This is a genomic window from Propionivibrio sp., from assembly GCF_029255185.1.
Taxonomy (GTDB): Bacteria; Pseudomonadota; Gammaproteobacteria; order Burkholderiales; family Rhodocyclaceae; genus Propionivibrio.
Genome location: NZ_JAPUVO010000102.1, coordinates 1 through 21,711, shown reverse-complemented (window position 1 = coordinate 21,711; position 21,711 = coordinate 1). Strand labels below are relative to the sequence as shown.

Sequence of the window (21,711 nt, the reverse complement as noted above, 5' to 3'; positions counted from 1 at the left end):
CAGCATGTGCTATGGAGCATTTCAGGTCGACTTTGATGTGGGTTCGTATCCTATGCGTCTTTTTATTTTCGCTTTCGCTTGCGGCGTCGCATTTTTGCAAGTGCAGGGAGAGTTGCCCGGCACCGGTCTCATGGCTGGCTTGGCGGCGCTGGCGCTGGCCGGGATTTTTATGTCGACTGGGCGGCAGCGGGCGTTCGGTCAATTGTCGCCGATTCTCGGTGCGTTCTGCTGCGTTTTGCTTGGTTTTGTCTGGGCCGGATTCCTGGCGCAGCAGCGGCTGGCCGATCAATTGCCCGTAGCCTGGGAGACGAAGGATATTCAACTGACCGGCGTCATCGCTTCGCTGCCGCAACGCTTTGAGCGTGGCGAGCGTTTCGAGTTTGATGTCGAGTCGGTGCATACTCCGGCGGCCACCGTTCCCGGCCGGATCATGCTGTCGTGGTATCACGCCTGGGATGATCTGGACGATACCGAGCTGGCCCAGGAGGGCAGTGTGGCCAGGGCGGTTCGTCCCGGCGAGCGCTGGCGCTTTACGGTACGCCTGAAGCGGCCGCACGGTAACGCCAACCCGCATGCTTTTGATTACGAAGCCTGGCTGCTCGAGCGCAACATCCGGGCGACCGGCAGCATTCGTTTGAGCGGCGACATGCAACGTCAGGACGACTTCGTGCTACGCCCCGGCTACGTGGTTGAACGTCTGCGCGATATCCTGCGCAATCGCTTTCTGAGCACCTTGCCTGATGGAGCGTATCTCGGCGTGCTGATTGCGCTGACGGTTGGCGATCAGCGAGCGATACCCAATGCCCAGTGGACGATCTTCAGTCGCACCGGAATTACTCATCTGGTAAGTATTTCCGGCCTACACGTGACGATGGTCGCCGCGCTTTTTGCGCTGTTGATCAATTGGCTGTGGCGGCGCAGTGAGCGGCTGCTGCTGTGGCTGCCGGCGCAGCAGGCCGCGGTTGCTGCTGCCTGGCTGGCGGCCTTGGTCTATGCGCTGCTCGCCGGCTTCGAAGTGCCGGCGCAGCGTACCCTGTACATGTTGAGCGTAGTGGCGCTGGCGCTGTGCTCGGGGCGCAATCTTGGCGTTTCCCGCACCCTGCTGCTTGCCTTGCTGGTGGTGCTGGTGCTCGATCCGTGGGCGGTGCTGGCCACCGGCTTCTGGCTGTCCTTCGGCGCCGTGGCGCTGCTGCTGTTTGTCGGCAGCGCACGCCTCGGCGAAGCGCGCGGATGGCGCGCCACCTTCGCCCGCTGGGGTGCGACGCAATGGGCGGTGACGGTTGGCAGTCTGCCGCTCCTCCTGCTTTTCTTCCAGCAGTTCTCACTCGTCTCGCCACTGGCCAACGCCCTGGCCATTCCTTTCGTGAGTTTTGTCATTACCCCGCTGGCGTTGATCTTCGCCGTGCTGCCGTGGCCGCCCTTGCTCTACCTTGATCACTGGTTGCTGGCGCAGTTGATGACGCTGCTCGAATGGCTGGCCGACTGGCCGATGTGGCAACAAGCAGCGCCACCCCTGTGGGCCACGCTGCTGGCCATTGCCGGTGTGTCCTGGCTGCTGCTGCCGCGCGGTTTTCCAGCGCGTTGGCTAGGACTGTGCCTGCTCATGCCGGCGCTCTTCTGGCCGCCGCCACGTCCGGCCTTCGGTGAGGTATGGGTCGATGTGCTCGACGTCGGACAGGGGTTGGCAGTCGTTGTGCGCACGGTCAGACACACGTTGCTGTACGACAGCGGACCGCTCTACAGCGCCGACGCCAACGCCGGGCAGCGGGTTGTCGTTCCCTATCTGCGTGCAATCGGGGTCGGACAGCTCGACACGATATTCATATCGCATAGAGACAAGGACCATGCCGGTGGCCTGACGGCAGTGCAGGCGGCGGTTCCGGCAGGCCGACTGTTATCCTCGATTACCGGACTGGGCGGCGAGCTTTGCAGTGCGGGGCAGAACTGGGAATGGGATGGCGTGCACTTCTCGGTTCTGCATCCGCAGAGCGCTGATTACCTGATCAAAACAAAAAAATCAAACAACATGAGTTGTGTGCTAAAGATCGGCAGTGAGAGCGGCGACGTTCTGCTCACCGCTGACATCGAGGCCGCTGACGAGCAGGCGCTGCTTGCCCGTTCGCCAGCGCTGTTACGCAGCGCGGTGCTGCTCGTCCCGCATCATGGCAGCAAGAGCTCATCGACGCCGGAGTTTATTGCCGCCGTTGGTGCGCACCAGGTGGTCTTTGCAGCGGGCTACCGCAATTCTTTCAGACATCCGCGTCCCGAGGTGCTTGAACGTTACGCTGCCAGCCACCAATGGCGAACCGATCAGCAGGGCGCGGCGCACATCGTGCTTGCCGCCGGGGTGGCCGAAGTTACTGCCTGGCGCAATGAGCGGCGACGCTACTGGTACGGGCAGTGATAGACTGCCTGGCAAAGGGGAAAAAATGATCAATCAGACCGCCTTTGAATTCGCCCAGCGCAGCGTGTGTTGCACCTCGCCCTCCGGTTTGCATCGCATGGCCTACACCGAGTGGGGCGCACGCGATAATCCCCGGGTCCTGGTCTGTGTGCATGGCCTGTCGCGCAATGGCCGCGATTTCGACGAACTGGCGCGCGTCCTGGCCTCAGACTACCGCGTGGTTTGCCCGGATGTGGTCGGGCGCGGGCGCAGTGACTGGCTGCGTGATCCGACTGGTTATGGCATTGCGCAGTACGTCGCCGACCTGATGGTGCTGATTGCCCGTCTTGACGTGGAGGCGGTGCACTGGCTCGGAACCTCGATGGGCGGGCTGATCGGCATGGTGCTGGCCAGTCTCGACGGTTCGCCGATCACCCGGCTGCTGCTCAATGATGTCGGGCCGGTCATTTCCGCCGAGTCGATCAAGCGCATCGGTGACTATATCGGTCGTGCGCCGAAATTCGATAGCGTCGCCGATGCTGAAAACTATATCCGGCTGGTCAGCGCTCCCTTTGGTGCGCTAAGTGATGCGCACTGGCGTCAGCTCACTGAATCCAGCCTGCGCCAGTCCGCCGACGGGCGTCTGGAAATGTGCTACGACCCGGCTATCGCACAGTCCTTCCAACGAGCCACAACCAGCGGAGACATCGATCTGTGGCCGATCTACGAGCGTATCCGCTGCCCGACGCTGCTGATACGCGGTGCTAGGTCCGATCTGCTCACGGTCGACACCGCGCAGGCAATGGCCACGCGCGGGCCGCGTCCGCAAGTCGTCGAAGTGCCCGGGGTCGGACACGCGCCGATGTTCATGGACGAGGCGCAGATCGCCATTGTTCGCAGTTTTCTGCTGGCCGTTTGAGGGGTCGTTGTTGCAAGGATCCACTTCATTTGGGTCGTGTTACCCTTCGCTCATCGTATAGCTGAGGTTGCAGCGTGCCTGGATTTAACTATAGCGAAGCGGGCGACGAGAGCCCGACCCTTCAGTGGCTGGAGGCGGGTGAGTCGCGCGTTGCCGTGTGGCGCTCCGAGGCCGGTGTGGCCCCACCCGCGCGCGTGCAACTGGCCGACGACACGCAAAGCGCTGATGTGGCGTATCGCTTGGCTTGTGAGGGTACGGCATTGCTCTGGCGGGGAGATTTTCAGAACGCACGGCAGTTGCTGCAAGCCATGGCGCGGCGTGTTGACCGTAAGCCGCCCAAGCCTGGGCCTGCGCCCTTTGAAGTCTTCCATCTGCAGCGCAGGGCGCAGGCACAGCGCGCACGAACGCTCGGGATGCTGTTGATTCCATTTGCCGCCGATCACCTCATCCCTCTGCGCCGCGCGCCCGACGTTCGGCAGGCCTGCACTGAAGTCTATGGCGACTGCGCTGTGCCCTATGTCGCTTCACTGCGCGAACTGCTCGGCCTGATTGGCGCCCACGAGTGGCGCAAGAATGGGGTCGAGGTTCCTGCGCTCGGTGAGCGTATCTATCCCCACTATGGCGTTTTTTCGCCGGTGCGCAGCGAGTATGTGGCGCTGGTCGCCGAGGCGCCACTGCCCAAGTCGCAGGCCAGCAACAGCCTAGCCTTCGACATCGGCACCGGCACCGGCGTGCTCGCTGCTGTGCTTGCCCGGCGCGGCGTTGCCCGCGTTGTGGCGACTGATCAGGATATGCGGGCGCTCTGCTGTGCCCGTGACAATATCGCCCGTCTGGGCTTGAATGCCCAAGTTGACGTGGTGCAGGCCAATCTCTTCCCGCCTGGACGCGCGCCGCTCATCGTTTGTAATCCACCCTGGATTCCGGCGCGGCCGAGTTCACCGCTCGAACACGCCGTCTATGACCCGGACAGCAGCATGCTGCGCGGTTTTCTCGATGGGCTGGTGGCACATTTGACGCCGGCTGGCGAGGGCTGGCTGATTCTCTCCGATCTGGCCGAGCATCTGGAATTGCGCTCGCGCAGCGAATTGCTGTCGCTGATCGAACAGGCCGGTCTGTTGGTGCTGGGCCGTACCGACGTGCGACCGACCCATCCACGTAGCGCTGACGTGACTGACCCGCTGCACGCGGCGCGCACGGCGGAAGTCACTTCGTTGTGGCGGCTCGGGGCGAAAGGGTAAGCGGGTACGGGATGGATGCCTGGAAAAGTCGATGGGGGGTCGGGCAGTGGGCGGCCTACTTTCAAAACCAGGCGCTGCCCGTCATGCGCCGCTCCAAGCTGCTGATGACCCAGCTTGAGGTCGCCGAGGGCGAGCTGCTCTCACCCAGGGACCTGGCCGACATCGTCCTGCAGGATCCGTTGCTCTGCCTGTGCCTGCTGCGTGAGGCCGAGCGGAAAAAATCGCATCGGCTGCATCATGAAACAACCACCGCGCTGGCGTCCATCATGCAACTTGGCGTCGATGAGTTCCGCACGCTGTTGCTGGGAAGCCCGGAAGTCGAAGACAATAACCAGGGCTTGCTCGCCGTCGAAGCACGCGCCCGAATCGCGGCGCAAATCGCCAGGGTTTGGTCTAGCGGTCGCATGGATGTGAACCCGGAAGAAGTTGCGCTCGCTGCCTTGCTGGCCGGCACCGGCGATCTGCTGTTGTGGGTCTATGCCGCAGAAATTCCGCAAAAGGCAGAAGATGAACTGCGCTCCGGGCGGGCCCAGCGCAGCGCTCAGGCACAAACACAAAGCTGCGGCTTTACCTTCAAGCAACTGACCCTGCACTGTGCCGATCTGTGGAAGTTGCCGGCCCTGGTGATCCAGTTGTTGCGCGGTGCCGAATCGATGCGTGCCCGATTGACGCGCACCAGCTCAAACGCCGCACGCCATCTGCTTGATAGCTCGGAAACGGCAACGCTGGCCCTAGCCAGCGACCTCGTCGAGGCCAGCCAACTAATCCCCGGAGTGAGCCTCGACTGGTTGCTCGATGGCCTGGTCATGCTGCCGGAAGAACGCCGTCCTGCGCTGTTGGCTACGGCGCAGCAACTGCTTAGGGAGTCCGCGCCATGAGATTGACCTTGGCTGGGTCAGTCTGTAGAATGCGCGCTTCTCGGGGCGTAGCGCAGCCTGGTAGCGCATCTGCTTTGGGAGCAGAGGGTCGTGAGTTCGAATCCCACCGCCCCGACCAGTATTTAAAGTATCAAAAAGCGGTACCGGAGGGAGAAGCTTCCCAACAGTCTCGTAATTCGCGCCCGTAGCTCAACCGGATAGAGCACCGGCCTTCTAAGCCGGGGGTTGTGAGTTCGAGTCTCGCCGGGCGTGCCAGATCAATGGCGGTGTTAGCTCAGTTGGTAGAGCATTGGATTGTGATTCCAAGGGTCACGGGTTCGAGCCCCGTACGTCGCCCCAGTAACAGAGCGGGATACAGAGGATTCCTCTTATCCCGCTTTTTCATTTGTGTCAAAGGCCAGTGTTGCGGCCTGAGCGATCCGCTTGACCCGCCATCACTGTAGAATCCCCACATGATTACCGCCAAAATTGACGTGTCGACCGGCGTTCCCGCCCCTCTTTTCTCCTACCGCAAGTACTGGGCAAAGCGCTTTGGTATTGCTCCCTTTTTGCCCATGTCGCGTGCCGAGATGGACCTGCTCGGCTGGGACTCCTGCGACATCATTCTGGTTACCGGCGATGCCTACATTGATCATCCGAGTTTTGGCATGGCGCTGGTCGGGCGCCTGCTTGAGGCTCAGGGCTTTCGCGTTGGCATCATCAGTCAGCCCGATTGGCTATCGGCCAAAGCCTTCAAAGCGTTGGGCAAGCCCAATCTGTTCTTTGGCGTAACCGCCGGTAATATGGATTCGATGGTCAATCGCTATACCTCGGATCGGAAAATCCGCTCGGACGATGCCTATACGCCCAATGCCGAGGCCAACAAGCGGCCGGACCGTGCCGTGGTGGTTTATGCCCAGCGCTGCCGAGAGGCCTTTCCACAGGCCAATGTGGTGATCGGTTCGATCGAAGCCAGCCTGCGCCGTATCGCTCACTACGATTACTGGTCGGACAAGGTGCGGCGCTCGGTTCTGCCAGATTCGAAAGCCGACATGCTGATCTTTGGCAGCGCCGAGCGCGCTATCGTCGCGTTGGCGCACCGTCTGGGAGCGGGTGAAAAAATTTCCGAGATTCGTGATCTGCGGGGTACGGCCTTCATGGTGCAGCGCGGCTGGTTGCCCGGCAGCGACTGGTCGGAGATCGATTCGACAGAGGTCGATACGCCGGGTCCGCTGATCCGGCATGCCGACCCTTACGCCATGGAGCCCGAGAAGGGTGCAGCCTGCGCATCGGCCAGCAACTCGCCGGCGTTGAACAAAGACGCGCCAGGCGTCAAGCCGCAGGTCATCCAGTTCCAGTCGCTTACCCGCATGCCCAGGCTCGATCGGATGCGAACGGCGATTCGCCTGCCGTCCTACGAGCAGGTGGTCGCCGATCCGGTGCTCTACGCCCATGCCTCGCGCACCTTTCACGTCGAATCGAATCCGGGCAACGCCCGCGCTCTGATTCAGGGACACGGCGAGCGTGACGTTTGGCTCAATGCGCCGCCGATCCCGCTCACCACGCCCGAGATGGACGCGGTCTTTGCTTCGCCGTTTCAGCGCAAGCCACACCCGTCATATGGCGAGGCCAAAATTCCGGCCTTTGACATGATCCGCTTTTCGATCAACATCATGCGCGGTTGTTTTGGCGGCTGTACCTTCTGTTCGATCACCGAGCACGAAGGACGCATCATCCAGAGCCGCTCGGAAGAATCGATTCTCAAGGAAATTGAGGAGATTCGGGACAAGGCGCCGGGGTTTACCGGAACCATTTCCGACCTCGGTGGGCCGACGGCCAATATGTATCGCCTGGCCTGCAAGGACACGAAAATCGAGGCCTCGTGCCGCCGCCTTTCCTGTGTTTTTCCCGGTATCTGCGAAAACCTCAATACCGACCACACACCGCTCATCGAGCTTTATCGCAAAGCGCGGGCCATCAAGGGGGTGAAGCGAGTGCTGATCGGTTCCGGCCTGCGCTACGACCTCGCCGTGCGCTCGCCCGAGTACGTCAAGGAACTCGTTACCCATCACGTTGGCGGTTATCTGAAGATCGCACCGGAGCATACCGAGGCTGGGCCGCTGGCGCATATGATGAAGCCGGCGATGAGCAGCTACGAGCAGTTCAAGCTGATGTTCGAAAAATACTCGAAGGAAGCCGGCAAGGAACAGTATCTGATCCCGTACTTCATTGCCGCGCATCCGGGGACCAGCGACCTGGATATGCTCAATCTGGCGTTGTGGCTCAAGCAGAACAATTTCCGGCTCGACCAGGTGCAGACCTTCCTGCCGACGCCAATGGCGATTGCCACAGCGATGTATCACTCGCAACGCAATCCGCTGAAGAAGGTCACACGCACTTCGGAAGCCGTCGAGACCGTCCGCTCGGGCCGCATGCGCCGTCTGCACAAGGCTTTCCTGCGCTACCATGATCCGGAAAACTGGCCCTTGCTGCGCGATGCGCTCAGGCAGATGGGGCGCGCCGACCTGATTGGCAACGGCAAGAAGCACCTGATTCCGGCGTTTCAGCCGCCGGGAACGGGGCTGCGCCATAAAGAGACCTGGGCGGCGAAGAAATCGTCCCGGCAAACACGAATCGATACACTGCGACCGCAAAGCCGCAAAAGTACAAAGGCATTGCAGAGCAGGGCGAAGTAAGCCGGAGTATGCCATCTGGCTATCGCGAACTGCGCAAGCGCGGCGTCACTGTCCGCGAAGCGTGGAACACCAGCAAGTCAGCTCATGGCCCGTGGCGGCTGTCGAAGACACCGGCATTGGCAATCGCGCTACCATTGCGCTTCTTCACCAACTAGCCAGCAGCCAGTGCTATGGTTCTGTTCGGGAAAGCTCTCAACACCTTCTTGTCTGCCGTCACCAATGTTGTGTCGAGCTTGATTGCCAAGGCAATGAATTCACAGTCGTATGCCGAACAATCACTATCACGTACCAGTTCGAGAACGGCTCGCGAGTCAACTTCAAGCTCCGACCCAGAGAGAAGGTCTTCTGCTTCGCTTTGTAGGCTGCATGCCTGCTCAAACGTAAGCGTTTTCCGCCGCACATATCCAGCCAGAATGTTACGAAACTCACTACGCCATAAAACGGGAGCCGCCCATTCCGGGTCTTGCTCTAGCAACGACTCAGCGTCAACGGTGCGCTCACCCGGTAGGTATAGGTACGCTAAGACGTTGGAGTCCACCACAATCATGGCCGCCCTGCGCGTTTCAGTTCGGCAATGTCACGCACCTTAAATTGTCCCTTGGGCAAGGCCGCACGGAGTTCCCGAGCACGAGCCAATCTTTCGGCGGGCGTCACCTTGGCCGGTAGCAATACCGCCTCAAGGCAAACTATTGCTTCACTATTCATGCTGCGGCGGTGCGCTTGTGCAGAAAGCTTTAACCGGTCATATACGAAATCCGGAATATTCTTTAACGTCAAGGTAGTAGGCATATTAATCTCCAACCGTAATGAAACCATTATGGTTCCGCTGCACCACCTCGTCAAGACGAAAATACTTTCACGAGCCCGGTCCCTTGGGGCCGTTCGGCACCCTGAAAAATATGTATTTTGGAAGTGCTGCGAGTAGATGTTTTACGTGCAGGACGAATGCTGGATCGCCAGCTCGCGCAAGATTCAAAAGCAACTTCAAGGACCACGGAATTCGCCGCAACTTCGTTGTGAACAGTGCCGAGGAAGCGTTGACGGTCGTGCGGCATTATGAATGCCGATGGCGTATCGAGGAGTATCACAAGGCGTGGAAAAGCGGTGTTGGTGTAGAGCGACAACGCTTCCAAAGCCTAGAGAATCTGGAACGCATGTTGGCCATTACTGCATTTCTTGCTGTGCGGCTGTTGCAACTACGTGAAAGCCAAGATGCGCCAGTTGGCAAAGAAGACAGGAAGTGCGACGAGGTGCTAAGCGAAGACGAATGGAAAATTCTGTGGGTATCGACCGAGCATCGTCCACCACCGCCATTGCCCCCTTCTATCCGCTGGGCTGATTTGGCATTGGCCAAGTTGGGTGGATTTGCTGAGACCAAACGTACTGGTCGTCCAGGCTGGGACACCATGTGGCATGGCTGGTTTCGTTTGCAAGAGCGCATCAAGGGCTACCAATTCAGCCAGCGTCGATTGGCTAAATTGTGATCAAGAGACAGAGCTTTGCCGGGGGCTTACCTCTATGAGTTAGTGCTGCTGCTACGCCGTCTCTGCGGTTGCGCTATACTCTGGCGAAAAGCACAACACCGTGTCCGACAGGGAATCCGCAGAGTATGAACGAACGCGAAATTGACCAGGAACTGGTCGAGCGCGCACAGGCAGGCGACAAAAAAGCTTTCGAGCTGTTGGTTGCAAAATACCAGCGCAAGCTTGGACGGCTGCTTTCGCGCTTTATACGCGACCATGCCGAGGTTGAGGATGTCGCGCAGGAGGCGTTTATCAAAGCCTATCGCGCGCTGCCTTCGTTTCGGGGTGAGAGTGCGTTTTATACCTGGTTGTACCGGATCGGCATCAATACCGCAAAGAACTACCTTGTTGCCAAGAGTCGTCGCGCACCGACATCGACCGACTTCGATGCCGATGAAGCAGAGTCCTTCGAAGACGCTGATTATCTGCGCGATATCAACACCCCGGAGCGATTATTGCAGTCCAAGCAAATCGGTCAAACGGTCAATGCCGCAATGGAGGCTTTGCCTGAAGAACTGCGTAATGCCATTGTGTTACGCGAGATTGAAGGCATGAGCTATGAAGACATTGCACAGGAAATGAACTGTCCGATCGGCACGGTACGTTCGCGCATTTTTCGGGCGCGTGAGGCGGTGGCTGAAAAACTTAGACCCTTGCTTGATACAGCTCCGGATCACCGATGGTAGGCGCCGTTTCCTTACGCATGGTTGTAACTGATCCAGGTATCACGACATGATTGATGCACCCGGAACCATTACTGCCCTGGATGGCGATTTTGCAACTGTCCTTTTAGATGAAACAGGCTGTGGTCGCTGTCACGAACAGGGCGGGTGTGGCGGAAACACTATCAGTAAAATGTTCTGCAGTACGCCGCGCACTTTTCGCGTGTTGAATCCTGGGAAATCGGCCGTTGGTGACCGGGTAAACATAGCAATAGCCGAAGGCGCCGTTCGGCGCAGTGCGGTGCTGGCCTATGGGCTGCCGCTGTTCTCACTATTCGTCGGCGCGCTTGGCGGATCGGCGCTGGCGGGGGAGCCAGGAGCAATTGTTGGTGCAGTCAGCGGCCTGTTTTGCGCATGGCTGGCTCTGCGCTATGCTCAAGGGCGCGGCGCGCCTGATCAGCGTTTTCAGCCCTATATCCGATATTGAATTTCGTCTGTTCGCCCCTATCTTCTGGCCTGGTAAATCGTTTGCTTACTTACAGGAGGTGTTTGTCGCCATGAAGCAGATCGTTACGGCATTTTTCTTCGTAATTTTTTCCTTGACGGTTCAGGCACAGAATAAGGGTCTGCCGGATTTTACTGAACTGGTAGAAAAGCAGGGGCCGGCTGTCGTCAACATCAGCACGACACAGGTGATTCGCAGTAACGGGCAGGGGATGCAACCCTTTCCCTTTGACGAAAACGATCCGATGTTTGATTTTTTTCGTCGTTTCATCCCTCGTCAACCGGGACTGCCTGGTACGCCAGGGGCGCCGCGCGAATTCCAGAGTCGCTCGCTGGGTTCCGGTTTCATCATCAGCACCGACGGCTATATTCTGACCAATGCCCACGTGGTGGATTCGGCAGATGAAATACTCGTTCGCCTGACCGACAAGCGCGAATTCAAAGCCAAAGTCATTGGCGCCGATAAGCGTACCGACGTTGCCCTGATCAAGATCGAGGCGGCGAATTTGCCTGCTGTGCGCATGGGAGATCCAGAAATACTCAAAGTTGGCGAATGGGTTGTCGCAATTGGCTCACCCTTTGGCTTTGACAACAGCGTGACGGCGGGTATCGTCAGCGCCAAGGGGCGCTCTTTGCCGCAGGAAAATTTTGTTCCCTTCATTCAGACCGATGTGGCGATCAATCCGGGTAATTCCGGCGGGCCGCTGTTCAACATGAAGGGTGAAGTGGTTGGAATCAATTCGCAGATCTACAGCCGTTCCGGGGGGTTCATGGGCATCTCGTTCGCCATCCCGATTGACGTGGCCATGGAGATACAGAGCCAACTCAAGGCCAGTGGCAGAGTCAGTCGCGGCCGGATCGGTGTCGTTATTCAGGAGGTTACCAAGGAACTGGCGGAATCCTTCGGACTGAGCAAGGCACAAGGCGCCATCGTCAATGCGCTTGAACGGGGAGGGCCTGCTGAAAAGGCGGGAGTCGAACCGGGCGATGTCATTCTCAAATTTGACGGAAAGCCGGTTAACGTTTCGGGCGATTTGCCGCGCATCGTTGGCGCAAGCAAGCCGGGAACGAGAGTTGCCATGCAGGTGTGGCGCAAGGGGGCAACTCGTGAACTGATGGTTGTGGTCGGAGAAACTGTTGAAGAAAAATCAGCCGCTAGAAGCGGAAAAAATCCTAAACCGGTGGAGCAGGCGGCCAATCGACTGGGCCTGATCGTGTCGGAACTTAGCAGCGAACAAAAACGTGAGCTGAAGATAAAAGGTGGTCTGCTGGTCGAAAATGTACGCGGCAACACCTCTCAAGTCGATCTGCGTCCCGGCGATATCATCCTGGCACTCATTGCACGAGGCGAAAACACGGAAATCAGGAGTGTCGATCAGTTCAACAAATTGCTGGAGCAGTTTGACAAGGGCTCCACGATCACGCTGCTGGTACGGCGCGGCGAATTGCAAACCTTTGTTACCATCAAGGGGCTGCCTGACAAAAAGGCCGATTGATTTGACGACGCTGACGCTGATCTCGCGTGCGTACTGCCATCTGTGCCACGACATGGAGTTGGCGCTGCTTCCTCTGGTAGCCGAGTTCGGCATCAGCGTTGATGTTCTTGACGTTGATGCCGATCCTGAGCTTGAAGCGCTTTATAACGAACGGGTTCCAGTGTTGTTGCATGAGGGTGCTGAACTCTGTCATTACTTCCTCGAAGAAGCCAAAGTCCGTGATTTATTGGGCAAAATCCGATAAAATCCGCCCCTTCTGGCAAAACAAACAAAAGGTGCCCGCCGGCACCTTTTTTTTCAGGCGCGGCTTTGCCGCGGCAGTGCGAATACGATGCGAATGCAACACATCCGTAATTTTTCAATCATCGCCCACATCGATCACGGCAAATCAACACTTGCCGACCGCATCATCCATCTTTGCGGAGGTTTGTCTGACCGTGAAATGGAATCTCAGGTCCTTGATTCTATGGACATTGAGCGCGAGCGCGGGATTACCATCAAGGCCCAGACGGCGTCCTTGCAGTACAAATCTCGCAGCGGCAAGGTGTACAACCTGAACCTGATTGACACGCCGGGCCATGTCGATTTCTCCTACGAAGTTTCGCGCTCACTGTCGGCGTGCGAAGGGGCTTTGCTGGTTGTCGATGCCTCGCAAGGGGTTGAAGCACAGACGGTCGCCAACTGCTACACCGCAATCGAACTTGGTGTCGATGTTCTGCCGGTGCTCAACAAGATCGATCTTCCTTCAGCAGCGCCGGATACCGCCCGGCAGGAAATTGAAGACGTTATCGGCATCGATGCATCACACGCCATCCTGGCCTCGGCTAAAACTGGTCTTGGCGTCGAAGATATTCTGGAAGCGATTATCGAGCGCATTCCCGCGCCCCAGGGCGATCCCGGTGCGCCACTCAAGGCGCTGCTGATTGATTCGTGGTTTGACAACTATGTCGGTGTCGTCATGCTGGTTCGCGTGGTCGACGGAACCTTGCGTCCAAAAGACCGGATACGTCTGATGGCTGCCGGCTCAGCCCATTTGTGCGAACAGGTCGGTGTGTTCACACCAAAAGCGCTGCAACGGGAAGCCTTGTGTGCAGGTGAAGTGGGTTACATCATTTCCGGCATCAAGGAACTGCAAGCCGCCAAAGTGGGCGATACGGTAACCCTGGCTGACAATCCCGCAAAGGAAGCCTTGCCCGGCTTCAAGGAAATTAAGTCGCAGGTGTTTGCCGGTCTTTATCCGATCGAGTCCAATCAGTATGACTCCTTGCGCGAATCGCTGGAAAAACTCAAACTCAACGACGCTTCGCTGCACTATGAACCGGAAGTTTCGCAGGCGCTGGGTTTCGGCTTCCGCTGTGGTTTCCTGGGTCTGCTGCACATGGAGATTGTGCAGGAACGACTGGAGCGTGAATTTGATCAGGATCTGATCTCCACGGCGCCAACCGTTGTCTATGAAGTCCTGATGCGTGACGGCAACATCGTGCAGGTCGAAAATCCGGCAAAACTTCCCGAGCAGACAAAAGTCGAAGAGATTCGCGAACCGATCATCACAATTACGGTTTTTGTTCCGCAAGACTATCTTGGCAACGTCATTACGCTGTGTAACCAGAAACGCGGCAACCAGGTGGACATGACCTACCATGGGCGTCAGGTGCAACTGGTTTATGAAATGCCGATGGCCGAAGTAGTGATGGATTTCTTTGACAAGCTGAAGTCTGTGTCGCGTGGCTATGCCTCGCTTGACTATGACTTCAAGGAATTCAGGGCTGCTGATGTGGTCAAGCTGGACATTCTGATCAATGGCGAAAAGGTCGATGCCCTATCGATGATTGTGCACCGGGCCAACTCGATCTATCGTGGGCGCGAGCTGGCCTCCAAGATGCGTGAGCTGATTCCACGCCAGTTGTACGACGTCGCCATTCAGGCGGCCATCGGCTCGAATATCATCGCGCGTGAAAACGTCAAAGCCATGCGCAAGGACGTGCTTGCCAAGTGTTATGGCGGTGACATCTCGCGCAAGAAAAAATTGCTCGAGAAGCAAAAGGCTGGCAAGAAGCGCATGAAACAGGTTGGCTCGGTTGAAATCCCGCAGGAAGCTTTTCTTGCCGTGCTGCGTGTCGGAAAGTAAGGGAGTGTTAGTGTGAATTTTGCGTTGATCCTGTTCTGCCTGCTGCTGGTCAGTGGCTCCATCTGGGTGGCGGATGTTTTCATCTTCAGCAAGCGCCGGACGGCAGAGGCTAAAGAGCCGTGGTGGGTTGAGTACGGGGCAAGTTTTTTTCCGGTCATCCTTCTTGTTTTTGTGCTGCGCTCGTTTCTTGTCGAACCGTTCAAGATCCCGTCGGGCTCCATGATTCCGACGCTTCAGGTTGGTGATTTCATTCTCGTCAACAAGTTTACCTACGGGATTCGTCTGCCAGTGATCAACACGAAAATCATCGACATCAATCACCCGCAGCGCGGCGATGTCATGGTGTTTCGCTACCCGGAAGATCCGTCGATCGACTATATCAAACGTGTTGTCGGCGTTCCTGGCGACAAGGTGGCCTATCAAAACAAGCGTCTTACCATCAACGGCCAACCCGTGGCAACCACGCCTGTGGATGACTATCGCCATCCGGAGCGGCTTTACTACTCGAAACAGTTCATCGAGAAGCCAGATGGCATAGAGCACCGCATTCTCAACGATGACGACGCCCCCGACTTTATTTCCGATGCCGTACAGTTCCGCTATCGTAACAATTGCCTCTACAATAACGCTGGCGTGATCTGTACGGTGCCGGCCGGTCATTACTTCATGATGGGCGACAATCGCGACAATAGCCGTGATAGCCGTTTTTGGGGATTTGCTCCGGAAGAAAATATCGTTGGCAAGGCGTTTTTCGTGTGGTTCAACTTCAGCGACCTGAAACGGATCGGTTCATTTAGATAGAGGAGTTCCTGCTTTGAAAAATCAGCGTGGTTTGGCAATTTCGGGCTTGTTGTTCTGGAGCTTTTTAATTGCACTAGTGGCGGTGCTTGGCATCAAGGTTGCGCCTGATTATTTGACCTACTTCAAGATTCTCAAAGCGACCAAGGCGGTTGCCGTCAATTCGGCGGGAAAAACAGTCCCGGAAATCCGCGCCAGTTTCTCGAAATACATGGAGGTGGAGCACGTTTCAACGATCACGCCGGCCGACCTCGACATTTCCAAAGAGGGCAACGATGTCGTCATTGCGTTTTCCTATGAAAAACGCATCCCGATTTTTTACAACATCAGCCTGTTGATCGACTTTCAGGGTTCTACGTCGGGGCGTGATTAAGTCGCATGACCAATCGACTCGAGCAGGCGCTCGGCCACCAGTTTTCGGATCCATCCTTGTTGCTGACGGCACTGACGCATCGCAGTCACAGTTCGCCGCATAACGAGCGGCTCGAGTTTCTTGGTGATTCCATTCTCAACGGCGTTATCGCACGCCAACTCTTCGATCGCTTCCCTGACGTAGCGGAAGGCGATCTGACTCGACTGCGCGCCAACCTTGTCCGCCAGGACAGTCTGCATCAATTGGCTTTGACGCTGTCACTCGGGACCTTCCTGCGTCTTGGCGAGGGCGAACTGAAAAGCGGTGGTCCGCAACGCCCATCAATTCTTGCCGATGCTCTTGAGGCTTTGTTTGGCGCGACCTGGCTTGATGCCGGTTACGACGCGGCAAGTGCAGTCATCGTCAGGCTCTATGACGGCATGCTTGCGGCTATCGTTCCTGGGCAACCGATAAAGGACGCCAAAACACGCCTCCAGGAATACCTTCAGGGCAGGCGTTTGCCGCTGCCAAAGTATGCACTGACCGGAACCGACGGCGAAGCACACGCTCAGCATTTCAGGATTTCCTGCACGATCGACGCCTTGCGCATTCGAACCGAAGGCAGTGGCGGCAGTCGTCGCGCTGCTGAACAAATGGCCGCTCAGAGCGCGCTGGAAAGACTGCAACAACCATGAACGAACAAAAATCGGGTTATATCGCCATTGTTGGCCGTCCGAACGTTGGCAAGTCGACGCTGCTCAACCACCTTATTGGCGAAAAAATAAGCATCGTTTCACGCAAGGCGCAAACGACTCGCCATCGCATCATGGGCATTTTGACCCATCCCGACGCCCAGTTTGTGTTTGTCGATACGCCAGGGTTTCAGACCAAGCACACCAATGCCCTCAATCGGGCGATGAATCGTGGCGTGACGCGGGCGCTGGCCGAAGTGGATGTCGTTATTTTTGTCGTTGAGGCGGATCGTTTTGACGCTCGTGACCTCGCGGTCATCAAGCTTCTGCCGGCTGAACGCCCGGTCATTCTGGCGGTGAATAAAATCGACCAGATGAAGGACCGGACCCAGCTCTTGCCCATTCTGGCCAATCTGGCGGAGCAGTATACTTTTGCCGCGATCGTTCCGATCAGCGCTGCCAAGGGCAGTCAACTTGACGACCTGCTCGCCGAAACCCGCAAACACCTGCCGCATGAAGAACTGCTGTTCGGCGAGGATGAAATCACTGACAAGAGCGAGAAATTTCTCGCTGCCGAATACATCCGCGAAAAACTCTTCCGACTGATCGGTGACGAATTGCCCTATGCCGCCACCGTCGAAGTTGAGAAGTTCGAGATTGACGGGGCATTGCGTCGCATCAGCGCGGCCATCGTCGTTGATCGTCAGGCGCACAAGGGCATCGTCATCGGCAAGGGGGGTGAAACCCTGAAGCGGATAGCCTCGGAAGCCCGCCAGGATATGGAACGTCTGTTTGACGGAAAAGTTTTTCTTGAGGTCTTTGTCAAGGTCAAGTCTGGCTGGAGTGACGATGAGCGTTTGCTCAAAAGCCTTGGCTACGAGTAAATCCCGGGCTGGATACTGACGCGTGATGCATCGGCACAAGGTCGACGGCCAGCCCGCTTTTGTGCTGCACAGCTACCCATTCCGGGAAACCAGCCTGATTGTCGAAGTCTTCTCGCGCGACTTTGGCCGCGTCGCTCTGCTGGCGCGTGGCGCACGACGCCCGCGTTCCGTTTTGCGCGGCCTCTTGCTGGCCTTTCAGCCGCTTGAATTGGCGTGGGCCGGCAAGGGCGAAGTGCAAACTCTGATGAAGGCCGAATGGCAGGGCGGACAACCCTTGCTGACCGGCAAGGCACTGTTTTGTGCGTACTACCTTAACGAACTGTTGATGCAACTTCTGCCGCGTGAGGACGCCCATGAGCGTTTGTTCTCGGTATATGCTCAGACCTTGCAGCGCTTTGCCGGAGCGTTGCGGGAATCGGATTTGCGCTGTTTTGAGCGGGCGTTCCTGCAGGAGCTAGGTTATGGACTGACGCTTGAGCGTGACGCTAGAGGCACGCCCATTGACGTTGGCGGGCATTACACCTACGAGATTGCGCATGGCCCGGTGAAACTCCTGCGCTCTGGCAGTTCGGCACTGTCGGTCAGCGGCAAGACCCTGATTGACCTGGCACGCGAAGATTTTTCCGATCCGCGTTCGCTACTCGAAGCCAAGCAGTTGATGCGGACACTGATTGCACACTATACCGACGGCAAGGGTTTGGAGACACGCCGGATTTTTATGGAGTTACAGGAACTATGATTGAACTTGGCGTAAACATTGACCACGTCGCGACGATCCGTCAGGCACGCAAAACCTATGAGCCGGAACCGGCCTGGGCTGCCGTTGAAGCCCACCTCGGTGGAGCGGATGGAATCACCGTTCACCTGCGTGAAGATCGTCGGCACATTCAGGACGCCGATGTCGAGAAACTCCGCGCCCTGACGCAAATCAAGCTCAATCTGGAGATGGCAGCGACTGACGAGATGATTGAAATCGCCTGCCGCCTCAAGCCGGAAATGGCCATGCTGGTGCCGGAAGGCCGCCACGAAGTCACCACCGAAGGCGGGCTGGACATCGTGGCTCAGGAAGCCAAGCTCAAGAAAGCCATTGAACGTCTTTCCGCCGCCGGGATCATCAGCAGCGTCTTCATCGATGCAGAACTCGATCAGATCGATGCCGCAGCGCACATCGGTGCACGGGTCTGCGAAATCCACACCGGCCCTTACGCTCATGCCTTCCATCACAAGGGGCGCGATGCCGAAAGCCCGGCGGTGCTCGCCGAACTCGAAAAGATCCGCAGCGCCGGAGAAGCGATTCGCGGCCATGGCATGCGCTTTAACGCCGGCCACGCCCTCAACTACTTCAACGTGCAGCCCGTTGCTCAACTCCCCGGTATTCGCGAATTGCATATTGGCCACGCCATCGTCAGCCGCGCAGTTTTTGTCGGCCTGCGCGAAGCGGTTCGCGAAATGAAGCGCCTGATGCGCGAGGCGCAAACCTTCGCCAGATGATTGCCGGGATCGGTACCGACATCGTCGCCATTGCGCGGCTTGGCAAACTCTACCAGCGCCACGGCGAACGTGCGCTGGAAAAGCTGCTGGCGCCGGCCGAACGCGCCGACTTCGAAAAAGCCAGAGACCCGGCGCGTTTCCTGGCCAAGCGTTTCGCCGCCAAGGAGGCCTTTGGCAAGGCGCTGGGCATCGGTATTGCCGACCCGGCCACGCTGCCCAATATCGTCGTGGTGCACAACACGCTCGGCAAACCCGCCTTTGACTACGCCCCGAAACTCGCTCAATATCTAGCCGAACGTGGACTCCTTGCCTATCTTTCGATCAGTGACGAACAGGATTTCGCGCTGGCTTTTGTTGTTCTTGAATGCTAATAGCATTTGCGGACAGGGCAAGGTCAGTCTTGACGCTTGCCTTTTGTGAGGATCGTTCCATGAAACGAAAACTTATCTTCTTTCCTTTTGACCTATTCTCTCACTACCTGCGCTGCCTTCAATTAGCAGACGCCGTGAAAGAGGATTTCAATATTCTCATCGCCGCCTCCGCTGATCCGAAAGTCAACCAAACGGTTCGTGACCGCGGCTTCGGGGTCGTTGAATGCAAGACCATCGATGCGGCCCGGATGTCGCTGATGGAAAGCAGGCTGGATCACTCGTGGCTCAGGCAGGAAGAACTCGAACCGATCTTCCTGGATCAAGTGAGGGTGCTTCGGGAGCAAAGACCCGATCTGGTCATCAGCGACTTTTCAATCACCCTCGGGATGGCCGCCGAATACGCGCAAACAACCTGTTATTCCTTGACGATCGCACATCTTTCCCACTTTAGCCGATTGGCGCGCAAGGCACCGGAGTTCCATCCGGGGATCAAACTGGCGAAGAAGATGCATTGCCCGGCCTGGCTGCTACGGTTGCTGACGGTGGCCGGGGAAAGTCTGGAGTTTCGCATGATGCACAAGGGCCTCATGCGTATTCGGAAGAAATATTCGCTGGGGCCGCGCAAAGACTATTTCGACGAATTGCAGGCAGAACAGAACCTGGTCACCGACATCGAAGACTTTTCGCCGATGCAGGCGCTCCCCGGCAACTACGCTTACGTCGGTCCCGTATACCATCAGCATCCAGGGGCTGAGGAAGAGTTGCTGTCCCGGCTGGATCCGGGCAAGCGAACGATATTCGTCAGTCTGGGCACCTTCTGGAGCAGCGATAGTCTTTTTGCCCTGTTCAATGATCCGCTATTTCGCGACTACAACGTCGTAATCGCCGGAAAGCCCGGAATTGAACTGGCGCCCGAGATCATCAACAAGGCTTTCGTGAATCTGGACGCGGTCTTGCCGCACGCCGATTTGCTGGTCTGTCATGGTGGAGACGCCACGGTCTATCCAAGCCTTGCGCATGGTGTTCCGCTCCTCGGGCTCGCTTTTCATGGGGAGCAAACCTGGAGTCTGCAACGGGCTGCTCTCCTGCGTTTCGGTGAAGAAATCCAGTTGCCCATGACTGCCTCGCAGATGCACAGGAAAGCGCACTACTGGACGGAAGCAAGGCAGCGCGAAAAAATTCGGTTTCAGGCCTTTGCCGAAAAAATCAGCCTGAAAAGCACTCAGCGCCGTTTCCGCGAAACCCTTCTGCATTTGAATCAAAGGACCTTTTGTTCGTTTTGCCGACGCGGGACGCTGGAGAGCAGCAATGAAATCGTCAATGTCCCCAGCGATGTGCAGCGTTACCAGAACGAATACTCCACGGTCTGGCGCTGCGAGGCCTGCCGGTCTATCCACTCCCTGCGAATTCTTGATCTCGAGAAATACTACGAGGACTATCCTTATGATCACATCGGGAACAATCATTTCGTGGAGCATGCGCTTCGTAATCTCGTGAAGATCGTCAAAAGCTATGGGGTCAATGCCGGGTCGTCGATTCTTTTCAGCGGTGCGCTTTCGTCGGTGGCTCGCGAAGTGTTTCGGCGCTGCGGCCTGACCTCCTTTGATATTCTCCCGCGCCCAACCGCCCCCGAAGGACCATGGTCTTTCCCGGAAAAGCGCTACGACTTCATTGTGCTGATCGAATGTTTAGACAGGGTGGACGATCCATTCTCGTACCTAAGGGGAGTGGCAAAGTGTCTTAAGTCGGGAGGACGGGTATTGATCCAATCTCCGGATGCGTCGAGAGTGGATCTGAATCGGCTAAGCGCCTTTAAACATGAACTTCACCAGCCTTACCGCCTGCACCTCTACTCAAAAACCATGTTTCTGCGTTTGGCTAAATTGGCTGGTTTCGAACTGGTCGACTATCAATGCCAACATTTTTGGGACACGCTTTATCCGTTTGTAAACCAACGCTTGATTCATTCACTCGATAAAGTTACCGATGGGTCTGTGGACGCCACAGTGTCCTTGCCTGAATTAAAATTTGCCCGCTGGTGGAACCTCCCGGTGATACTTTTTGTCGGGCTCTTTGGCGGGATTTTCCGCAAGAAATCGACAATGCTGGCCGTTTTCGAGTGCCCTGAAAATTTATCGGTGGCCCATATCAAAGCGGACACGGACCAGTCAAGTACCGAAGAACTCTTAGTGGAGGCATGATGGACACCACTACACTCCGGCACTGTCCAATCTGCCTCGTGACCAACATGCCGGCGGAAATCCAGCGAGTGCGATGCAATGTCAGGCGGTTTCGCGACCGGACTTTTCTTGTTTGGCGCTGCGCCGTATGCCGGTCCCTGCATTGCGAGAAAGTCGAGAATCTGGCCGCTTATTACGAAAATTACCCGATTAGAAACCAGGAACTCGACTATTTTCTGCGTGCCTGGTATCGAGTCATTCTGCAGCGTCTCGTGCAGGCGGGACTCGGGAAGCAACATCGGATACTTGACTACGGCTGCAGCAATGGCCTGCTCATCGAGTATCTCAAGCAGCATGGCTATGCAAATTGCTTTGGCTATGATCCTTACGTGGACCGCAGGGCAATTGCATCAAATTCCCTTTAACCCGAGGAGACTGGCGCGATAAGCATCGGAAGAAGCGGCGAGAATGCGACGAGTATAGATACCCCCTTTTTTCTTGGAGGTGTCGAGGCGGAAAAGATTGAGGACGAGGCGA

At 57.2% G+C, this 21,711-nt stretch carries 23 protein-coding genes, 3 tRNA genes and 1 pseudogene; 24 read left to right on the top strand and 3 right to left on the bottom strand.

Going from position 1 to position 21,711, the window contains the following annotated elements; translation table 11 throughout:
* The first annotated feature begins 52 nt into the window (after positions 1 to 52).
* The 9 genes from Q1J43_RS08780 to Q1J43_RS08740 all read left to right on the top strand — a co-directional run bounded on the left by Q1J43_RS08780 (position 53) and on the right by Q1J43_RS08740 (position 8,248).
* On the top strand, positions 53 to 2,404 hold the full coding sequence (locus Q1J43_RS08780; RefSeq protein ID WP_301102095.1) for a DNA internalization-related competence protein ComEC/Rec2: 2,352 nt from the start codon (positions 53 to 55) through the stop codon (positions 2,402 to 2,404).
* 25 nt (positions 2,405 to 2,429) lie between these two features.
* On the top strand, positions 2,430 to 3,302 hold the full coding sequence (locus Q1J43_RS08775; RefSeq protein WP_301102094.1) for an alpha/beta hydrolase: 873 nt from the start codon (positions 2,430 to 2,432) through the stop codon (positions 3,300 to 3,302).
* A 128-nt stretch (positions 3,303 to 3,430) separates the two neighbouring features.
* The gene (locus tag Q1J43_RS08770; RefSeq protein WP_301102132.1) at positions 3,431 to 4,540 is read left to right on the top strand and encodes a class I SAM-dependent methyltransferase; all 1,110 of its coding nucleotides are present in this window, start codon (positions 3,431 to 3,433) and stop codon (positions 4,538 to 4,540) included.
* 11 nt (positions 4,541 to 4,551) lie between these two features.
* Entirely contained in the window at positions 4,552 to 5,418 is an 867-nt protein-coding gene (locus tag Q1J43_RS08765) for an HDOD domain-containing protein (protein WP_301102093.1), read from the top strand.
* A gap of 41 nt (positions 5,419 to 5,459) precedes the next feature.
* Positions 5,460 to 5,536, top strand: a tRNA-Pro gene (locus Q1J43_RS08760).
* A 60-nt stretch (positions 5,537 to 5,596) separates the two neighbouring features.
* Positions 5,597 to 5,673, top strand: a tRNA-Arg gene (locus tag Q1J43_RS08755).
* An 8-nt stretch (positions 5,674 to 5,681) separates the two neighbouring features.
* Positions 5,682 to 5,757: transfer RNA gene (locus Q1J43_RS08750), tRNA-His, on the top strand.
* A gap of 215 nt (positions 5,758 to 5,972) precedes the next feature.
* On the top strand, positions 5,973 to 8,093 hold the full coding sequence (locus tag Q1J43_RS08745; RefSeq protein WP_301102130.1) for a YgiQ family radical SAM protein: 2,121 nt from the start codon (positions 5,973 to 5,975) through the stop codon (positions 8,091 to 8,093).
* Positions 8,094 to 8,101: 8 nt separating this feature from the next.
* Positions 8,102 to 8,248, top strand: coding sequence for a hypothetical protein (locus tag Q1J43_RS08740; protein WP_301102092.1), 147 nt, complete (start codon positions 8,102 to 8,104; stop codon positions 8,246 to 8,248).
* On the opposite strand, the gene Q1J43_RS08735 is transcribed toward Q1J43_RS08740, so the two are convergent.
* Positions 8,245 to 8,640, bottom strand: a complete 396-nt coding sequence (locus Q1J43_RS08735) for a type II toxin-antitoxin system VapC family toxin (RefSeq protein WP_301102091.1) — start codon at positions 8,638 to 8,640, stop codon at positions 8,245 to 8,247. The two genes, Q1J43_RS08740 and Q1J43_RS08735, sit on opposite strands and share 4 nt — an antisense overlap.
* The gene (locus Q1J43_RS08730) at positions 8,637 to 8,882 is read right to left on the bottom strand and encodes an Arc family DNA-binding protein (protein WP_301102090.1); all 246 of its coding nucleotides are present in this window, start codon (positions 8,880 to 8,882) and stop codon (positions 8,637 to 8,639) included. The genes Q1J43_RS08735 and Q1J43_RS08730 overlap by 4 nt, the downstream gene beginning before the upstream one ends.
* Positions 8,883 to 8,899: 17 nt before the next feature.
* Between Q1J43_RS08730 and Q1J43_RS08725 the strand changes: the two genes are divergently transcribed.
* From Q1J43_RS08725 to Q1J43_RS15895, 15 genes are all read left to right on the top strand, one after another.
* The gene (locus tag Q1J43_RS08725) at positions 8,900 to 9,577 is read left to right on the top strand and encodes an IS4 family transposase (protein WP_366141871.1); all 678 of its coding nucleotides are present in this window, start codon (positions 8,900 to 8,902) and stop codon (positions 9,575 to 9,577) included.
* A gap of 125 nt (positions 9,578 to 9,702) precedes the next feature.
* On the top strand, positions 9,703 to 10,302 hold the full coding sequence (gene rpoE / locus Q1J43_RS08720; protein ID WP_301102089.1) for an RNA polymerase sigma factor RpoE: 600 nt from the start codon (positions 9,703 to 9,705) through the stop codon (positions 10,300 to 10,302).
* Between the two features lie 46 nt (positions 10,303 to 10,348).
* A complete protein-coding gene (locus tag Q1J43_RS08715) occupies positions 10,349 to 10,765 on the top strand; it encodes a SoxR reducing system RseC family protein (RefSeq protein WP_301102087.1) in 417 nt (138 codons plus the stop codon).
* Positions 10,766 to 10,835: 70 nt separating this feature from the next.
* Positions 10,836 to 12,278, top strand: a complete 1,443-nt coding sequence (locus tag Q1J43_RS08710; RefSeq protein ID WP_301102086.1) for a DegQ family serine endoprotease — start codon at positions 10,836 to 10,838, stop codon at positions 12,276 to 12,278.
* A gap of 1 nt (position 12,279) precedes the next feature.
* Complete coding sequence (locus Q1J43_RS08705) at positions 12,280 to 12,522, top strand: glutaredoxin family protein (RefSeq protein ID WP_301102085.1); 243 nt, start codon at positions 12,280 to 12,282, stop codon at positions 12,520 to 12,522.
* A 93-nt stretch (positions 12,523 to 12,615) separates the two neighbouring features.
* Entirely contained in the window at positions 12,616 to 14,406 is a 1,791-nt protein-coding gene (gene lepA / locus Q1J43_RS08700; protein ID WP_301102128.1) for a translation elongation factor 4, read from the top strand.
* A 12-nt stretch (positions 14,407 to 14,418) separates the two neighbouring features.
* Positions 14,419 to 15,207: a signal peptidase I gene (gene lepB, locus Q1J43_RS08695; RefSeq protein ID WP_301102084.1), complete on the top strand. Its 789-nt coding sequence runs from the start codon at positions 14,419 to 14,421 to the stop codon at positions 15,205 to 15,207.
* Positions 15,208 to 15,220: 13 nt separating this feature from the next.
* Positions 15,221 to 15,577, top strand: coding sequence for a DUF4845 domain-containing protein (locus Q1J43_RS08690; RefSeq protein WP_301102083.1), 357 nt, complete (start codon positions 15,221 to 15,223; stop codon positions 15,575 to 15,577).
* Between the two features lie 5 nt (positions 15,578 to 15,582).
* Entirely contained in the window at positions 15,583 to 16,251 is a 669-nt protein-coding gene (gene rnc / locus Q1J43_RS08685) for a ribonuclease III (protein WP_301102082.1), read from the top strand.
* Positions 16,248 to 17,132, top strand: coding sequence for a GTPase Era (era, locus tag Q1J43_RS08680; protein WP_301102081.1), 885 nt, complete (start codon positions 16,248 to 16,250; stop codon positions 17,130 to 17,132). Before rnc ends, era begins: the two co-directional genes overlap by 4 nt.
* Before the next feature lie 25 nt (positions 17,133 to 17,157).
* Positions 17,158 to 17,871 carry a DNA repair protein RecO gene (gene recO, locus Q1J43_RS08675; RefSeq protein ID WP_301102126.1) on the top strand — a complete coding sequence of 238 codons (714 nt, stop codon included), beginning with the start codon at positions 17,158 to 17,160 and terminating at the stop codon, positions 17,869 to 17,871.
* Positions 17,868 to 18,623, top strand: coding sequence for a pyridoxine 5'-phosphate synthase (locus tag Q1J43_RS08670; RefSeq protein WP_301102080.1), 756 nt, complete (start codon positions 17,868 to 17,870; stop codon positions 18,621 to 18,623). The genes recO and Q1J43_RS08670 overlap by 4 nt, the downstream gene beginning before the upstream one ends.
* A complete protein-coding gene (gene acpS, locus Q1J43_RS08665; protein ID WP_301102079.1) occupies positions 18,620 to 18,994 on the top strand; it encodes a holo-ACP synthase in 375 nt (124 codons plus the stop codon). Before Q1J43_RS08670 ends, acpS begins: the two co-directional genes overlap by 4 nt.
* A 59-nt stretch (positions 18,995 to 19,053) precedes the next feature.
* The gene (locus Q1J43_RS08660; protein ID WP_301102078.1) at positions 19,054 to 21,195 is read left to right on the top strand and encodes a methyltransferase domain-containing protein; all 2,142 of its coding nucleotides are present in this window, start codon (positions 19,054 to 19,056) and stop codon (positions 21,193 to 21,195) included.
* Entirely contained in the window at positions 21,192 to 21,599 is a 408-nt protein-coding gene (locus Q1J43_RS15895; protein WP_366141870.1) for a methyltransferase domain-containing protein, read from the top strand. The genes Q1J43_RS08660 and Q1J43_RS15895 overlap by 4 nt, the downstream gene beginning before the upstream one ends.
* On the opposite strand, the pseudogene Q1J43_RS08655 reads toward Q1J43_RS15895, so the two are convergent.
* A pseudogene (locus Q1J43_RS08655) lies at positions 21,585 to 21,711 on the bottom strand (ISAs1 family transposase); the annotation flags it as partial. The gene Q1J43_RS15895 and the pseudogene Q1J43_RS08655 overlap by 15 nt on opposite strands.